Genomic DNA, 5914 nt, shown 5'->3' on the forward strand with positions numbered 1-5914 from the left:
GCCCGCCACACCCGGAGCTACGGCGGGCGAATTAACGACATCGCGCAGCTGCCGGATGGATTCATCCCCGGCGGCAATAGCATCGTTGGTTTGCTGGGTCGCGGAGTTAAAACGGGAGTTTGCTTGGTCGAGCTGCGCAGTAATATCCGCGACGGATTCCTGGGCCCGCGCGGTGCCTTGCGCGACGCCGGTTGAGCCCTCGACGAAAGCCGAGGTCAGGGAATCGGTATAGCCGGTGACGTCGCCTTGTGCGCTGGCGATGACATCCTGGACGTCGCCAAGTGCGGCTTGTGCATCCGTCATAGCCTGCTCAACATCGCGCACCGTCTGCTTGGCATTTTGCATCTTGACCTGCGAGTTGCCAAGCTTATCGCCAACCTCACGCAAATCCGCACGCGCGGACTCGATGTTATTAGCCGCCTTGTCGAAGGCACCCTCCGAACTCTGGCGAGAGCGCTGCAGCCGGTCTTCGAACTTATTGCCCTCATCGCGCACCGAGGAGGCCGCTGCCTCCGCCACCTGCTGCTTGAATGCAGAGGTGATCTGCTCGTCCAAGCTAGATGCGGCGCTGTCGGTGATCTTGGGCGCGATTGCGCTGGCCTTCTCATTGACGCGGTACTCCAACGTTGGCTGCGCATATTGGCCATGCAGCGCGCCTAGAAGATCCGAGCTGAAATTCTCCGGGATGGTCACCGTGGCGAAGGTCTCCCCGCGCTCCAAGGAGCGCTCGGCTTCTTCAGCGTCAAGGAATTGCCAGCCCAGCTGGTGATTGTCGTGCAGCTGCTCCGTGACTTGCTTGCCGACGTCGATATGACCGGTGACATCAGAAGATCCGCCCTTGTCCTCATTGACAACGGCGACCTTAATATTTTCGGTTGCTCCGTATGGGTCCCAGAATGCCGCGATGTTGACCCACGAATAAAGCGCGGGCGTAATGACCAAACCGATGAGAATGATCCACGACTTTTTGGTGCGCCCAAGACGGGCAATATCTCTTAGAAAAATTTGCCAAGCATAACGCACGCTGAACATACTACTTAAGCTTTCGGACATGGCGTTAACCAGCACCTTTATTGTTCAACGAACGAAAGTAGTTCATTTTAGAAACTATTCATTTCAAGCTGCGGGCCGACGGTTTTATACAGCTTTCCTTCCCCGGACGAGGGCTTGAGCAAACTTGGGACATCGGAGTTATTTCCCGAGCTTCTCGGCCTAAACGGAACCCGCACTATCACTTACGCTTTCGAGACTCGTCTTAGCACGCAAAAGGCACAGCCTTTCAACACCGCGATCTATAGACCACCTTTAAACCACTTTGTTAAATATGTCACTCACCATATATACGAGGCCTAAAGAACTACATAAAACTTTTACTCACCCCGCAACCCCCACACCGTGGGGAATATTCTCCCCCAAGAGCCAAACATGTCGAGACAAGGGTTTAGAGTAAGTGGAGCTTTGCGCTGTGACTGCCCTTCATTTTTTAAAGCAGCGCGAGAGATGTCCGTTTCCGCCCCCTTGATTGATGTTTCCCTATAGGAGAATTCCGGATGCCAAGACCGGTTGATTCACATACCTCTTACGTGCCCGCAATCGACGGCCTGCGCACCGTCGCTGTGCTCAGCGTCGTGGCGTATCACCTAGACCCGGCCTGGCTGCCCGGCGGCTACTTGGGCGTCGGTATGTTCTTTACGCTCTCTGGCTACCTCATTACTGCCAACCTTATGCGCAGCCACCTGCGCGGCAAGGGCCTTGGCCTGCCTACCTTCTGGCTGCGCCGCTTCCGTCGCCTCGTGCCGGCAGTCGTTCTCATGCTGGTCGCCGTAGTATTGCTGACGATCTTCTTCGATCTCCCCAAGCTCGGCGAGACCAGCGGCCATGCGCTCAGCGCGCTGTTCTACGTCAACAACTGGCATGTCATCTTGGAGGGCCAGTCCTACTTTGACCGCTTTGCCGGCCACGCACCGCTGGACCACATGTGGTCGCTGTCGGTGGAAGAGCAGTTTTATCTCTTCTGGCCGCTGGTGTTGTTTGTGCTTCTCAAGCTCACCCGTGGCAAGCGCAAGCCGCTTCTTATTTCCACGCTGGTGCTTGCCGCACTGTCCTTCGGGTGGATGGCCTTCCTGTTCAACACCGGCGCCGATGCCACCCGCGTCTACGAGGGCACCGATACCCGTGCCGGCGGCATTCTGCTTGGCGCTGCCCTCGCTATCGCACTGACCAAGCAACGCGGCTACCGCATCCCGCCGCGGGGCACTTACCATCCCGGCTTCCATTCTCGGTCTGGTTGGTATTGGCCTGCTCTTCTGGTTGCTGCCGGACTATTCGCCGCACCTATACAACTGGGGCCTTATCGCTCTTTCCATCGCCACCGTCGCGGTCATCGCCGCGGCCTTGGATCAGCGCAGCCTTCTCTCCCGCTTCTTCGCGCTGGCACCACTGCGCTGGATCGGTGAGCGTTCCTACGGTATCTACCTCTGGCACCTGCCTGCCATCGTGTTCATTCCAGATTGGTCCGTAGCGCACCCCATCTTGGTCACCGTGATCTCCATCCTCCTCGCGGCCATTTCTTGGGCGCTAGTTGAGGACCCGATCCGCCGCAACGGCGTCGTCGAGCCGGTGAAGAATTGGTGGGCGAAGCGCAAGAGCATCGGCATGCCGCGCCTTGGCCTTACCGTTCCAGCCACGCTTATGGCGGCCGTGGTTGCAATGGGCATTCCGGCCGCATGGAACGATGCACTGGGCCAGGAGGAAACCCCAGGCTCGCAGCAGATGGGCTTGAAGGTCGGTGGAGGCGGCCCCAAGAAGGACACCGCGGCTGCGGCGCCAGCACCTAATGCCTCTTCTAGCGCGGCCCCAAGTTCCGCTGCCCCAGATCCGAACCAGAAGGGCAAGACGCGCTGCACCACCATCATCCACGTCGGTGACTCCACCTCCATCGGCATGTTCTCCGATGACTACGTCTCCGATCCTTCACTCAATGCCCAGGTGACCTACAAGAACGTCGGCGCTCAAGAAGTCGTCGCAGACGTCACCGGCGCCCGCTCCACCGTTGAGGCCCTCGAGGGGGATCCAACCATCCTCGATTCCGTTAATCAGCTGTTGCAGCAGGGCTACGGCGAGGACGATTGCTGGGTCATCGGCGCTGGTGTGAACGACGCCGCAAACCGCGCCGTGGGCGGTTCCGGCGAGGAAGACTGGCGCGTGGACCAAATCATGCAGGTGCTCGGCAAAGCCCCCGTGATGTGGCCGACTGCCAAGACCAACCTGGATTCCGGTGCTTACGTCAACGCCAACATGGCGCCTTTCAACGAGGCCCTGCTCAAAGCGCGTGACCGTTACCCGAACTTGGTGGTCTATGACTGGGCTGCCGATGCCCGGACCGAGTGGTTCTTGGAGGGCGATGACGTCCACTACAACACCGGTGGCAACGAGAAGCGCGCGGAGTACTTCTCCAAGGCAATCGCCAAGGCATTCCCTGCTGATGGCTCCAAGCCGGAGCACCAGATCGTGGCGGTAGATTCCACGCCTACCCGCTAGGAAAAAGCAAAGATATCGGGCAGGACATAGTTAATTCGCAAAGGCCGGTGGTTCAAAACCATCGGCCTTTAGCCATTCAATATGCGGCGGCGTGTTGTGGCCCCACTCGTTGCGGGTCCACACAAAAGCCTCTTCTACTTCTGCTTCCGAGTAGCCACCATCGCGCAGATAGGCCTTGAAACCGTTTTTGCCCGGCTCCTTAATCCACAGCCAGATATAGTCCAGCACACTGTGATCCCCCAGCAAGTCCTGCAGAGACTCCGGCAGGTATTCACGCTCGGCGCGCACGCGGGCTTCTAGGTCCTCGTCGAAGAAGTCGTACAAATAATCCATACTGTCTTCCAGCTGGGCATATTCGAGTGCATTCATGTTTTTATACTCCTTGCGGCCCCAGCCTAGCGGGTCTTGGTTCCCAGGGTCATGCGGTCTACTTCCTCGAGTACTTCATCCACGATCATCGGGTTGAAGTTGCGGTCACGGCGCAGGCGAAGCAGCTCCTGTTGGGCACCTGCCAAGGCAACCCGGCGCGCCGCCAGCGCGACGTCGCGAGCTTTGATCGCCTTTTGCAGACGGGTGCTGGCATCGTCGCCGTCCTCGTCTTCACCAAGGCGATCCTCAAACCACTGCGAGATATTGGCGGCAATCTCTGGGTCCAATTCTTTGTATTTCCTCCGCATCGAAGCCACGCCAGCTTTGCGCGCACGCTTGGTGATTTCCGCGCGCATTTTGTCAGAAGCTGCCTGTGAATACGTGGTCAGATCCAGCTGACGCATGAGCCACGGCAGCAGGAGACCTGGCAGCACCATGGTCATCACCAGAACGGTCAGCGCGATAACGGAAAGTTCATCACTATAGGCAATGGCATCGCTCGGTATGGACAAAACCAGCGCGAGGGTGACCAGGCCACGCATGCCTGACCAAGCCATAAGCAGCACTTCCTGTAAGCGCAGCGGTGCAAGGCGTGGCTTTCCGCGCCGCAGATTGATGCGGTAGAAAAGCCACATCCATAGCAGCCGAACTACAAAGGCCACGAGGGAAAGCAGCACGCCAACGATGATCGAATGCCCCAGGTTGGTGCCCGCCTCGTGTACCGCACTGTTAACGGTCATGCCGATAAGGCCAAAGGCCACGCCCGTAAACAGCAGCTCGATGGTCTCCCAGAAGGATTGACCGGAAAGTCGGTCTTCGGCCTGAATCGACGCGCGCGAATGCAGCTCCACCGCGGCGATAACGACTGCAATAACACCAGAAGCATGGAGTTCTTCCGCAACTACATAGACGGCGAAGGGAATCACCCAGGTAAGCGCATTGCGGGCAACCACTTCATGAACTCGCGCGATGAACATGGAGGCAAGGCGTCCGCTGCCCCAGCCCAGCACACCCGCCACTGCTGCCGAGTAGAGGAAGTTCAAGATAGCATTCCCCCAGGTCATGGTGGAATCATCGGTCACCGCCACGAGTGCGAGGTGGAAAGCCACAATCGATGCCGCGTCGTTGAACAGGCCTTCAGTCTGCAGCGTGGAAATAATGCGGCGCGGGATACCCGCGGGCTCAGCCACTGCTTCCACCGCAACTGGGTCAGGCGGCGCGATAGCAGCGCCGATGAGAATCGCACCCGCCAGGCTGACTCCAGGCAAGAAGGCATAGGCAGTCATGCCCACGGTCAGCGTGGTGGCAACCACCAAGAGCACGGACAAGCTCAAGATAGTCACCCATTGCTCGCGGATTACACCCCAGGAGGTTCTACGCGCCAGTGCCCACAGCAAAGGCGGCAGGAAGACGGGCAGGATGAGATCGGTTGGAATCTCAAAGTCCGGCAGCCTCGGAATGAACATGGACAGTGCCGCCAGAATGGAAAGCAAAGCCGGCCAGGGAAGCCCGGTCTTATCCCCGACTGCCACCACAATCACGGTCAACAACATCAAACCAATGAGTACTAGCAGTACTTCCACAAAACTCACTCCACATACGCGCCGACTCTGCCCCTTGTAGCTTACCCTTTAAACAATAGTCTGGCCGGTATTAGTCCTGTGCGGCACCTCGGCGCCCATCGCTCCACTCATAAGGCTGAGTGCTCAGCGCCTCCGGCTGAAACTTTTCCAGTAGCTCGTGAGCGCTTGCTGCCGTATAGCCCAGCGAATGCGCCATCTGCCCCACCACCTGCTCCGGGGTATAAAACTCCAGCAACTGGCGCAGCGTTACCGCACCATCCCGTTTGGACAAGCGCTTGCCTTCCGCGTTGAGAACCAAGGGAACGTGAACAAACTCTGGCGCCGGCTGGCCCAGCAAGCTCGCGAGATAAGCCTGCCGCGGGGCGGAGCTCAACAAATCATCGCCGCGGACTACCTGGTCGACTCCTTGGTAGATATCGTCT

4 protein-coding genes and 1 pseudogene are annotated in these 5914 nt (G+C 58.5%); 1 reads left to right on the forward strand and 4 read right to left on the reverse strand.

Going from position 1 to position 5914, the window contains the following annotated elements; translation table 11 throughout:
• Positions 1-1032: YhgE/Pip domain-containing protein (locus HMPREF2724_RS01795; RefSeq protein WP_141748307.1), on the reverse strand; the 1032-nt coding region annotated here is incomplete at its 3' end.
• Between the two features lie 518 nt (positions 1033-1550).
• On the opposite strand from HMPREF2724_RS01795, the pseudogene HMPREF2724_RS12575 reads away from it, so the two are divergent.
• A pseudogene (locus HMPREF2724_RS12575) lies at positions 1551-3540 on the forward strand (acyltransferase family protein).
• 30 nt (positions 3541-3570) lie between these two features.
• On the opposite strand, the gene HMPREF2724_RS01805 reads toward HMPREF2724_RS12575, so the two are convergent.
• The 3 genes from HMPREF2724_RS01805 to HMPREF2724_RS01815 all read right to left on the reverse strand — a co-directional run.
• A complete protein-coding gene (locus HMPREF2724_RS01805; RefSeq protein ID WP_062036214.1) occupies positions 3571-3909 on the reverse strand; it encodes a hypothetical protein in 339 nt (112 codons plus the stop codon).
• 26 nt (positions 3910-3935) lie between these two features.
• The gene (locus HMPREF2724_RS01810) at positions 3936-5492 is read right to left on the reverse strand and encodes a cation:proton antiporter (RefSeq protein WP_070455655.1); all 1557 of its coding nucleotides are present in this window, start codon (positions 5490-5492) and stop codon (positions 3936-3938) included.
• A 70-nt stretch (positions 5493-5562) separates the two neighbouring features.
• Positions 5563-5914: glutamate--tRNA ligase family protein (locus HMPREF2724_RS01815; RefSeq protein WP_246818180.1), on the reverse strand; the 352-nt coding region annotated here is incomplete at its 5' end.

Source organism: Corynebacterium sp. HMSC071F07 (assembly GCF_001810285.1).
GTDB classification, from domain to species: Bacteria; Actinomycetota; Actinomycetes; order Mycobacteriales; family Mycobacteriaceae; genus Corynebacterium; species Corynebacterium simulans.

Excerpts from the sequence above, each read along its gene's own strand:
- HMPREF2724_RS01805 (WP_062036214.1), bottom strand. The coding sequence starts at position 3,909 with ATGAATGCACTCGAATATGCCCAGCTGGAAGACAGTATGGATTATTTG.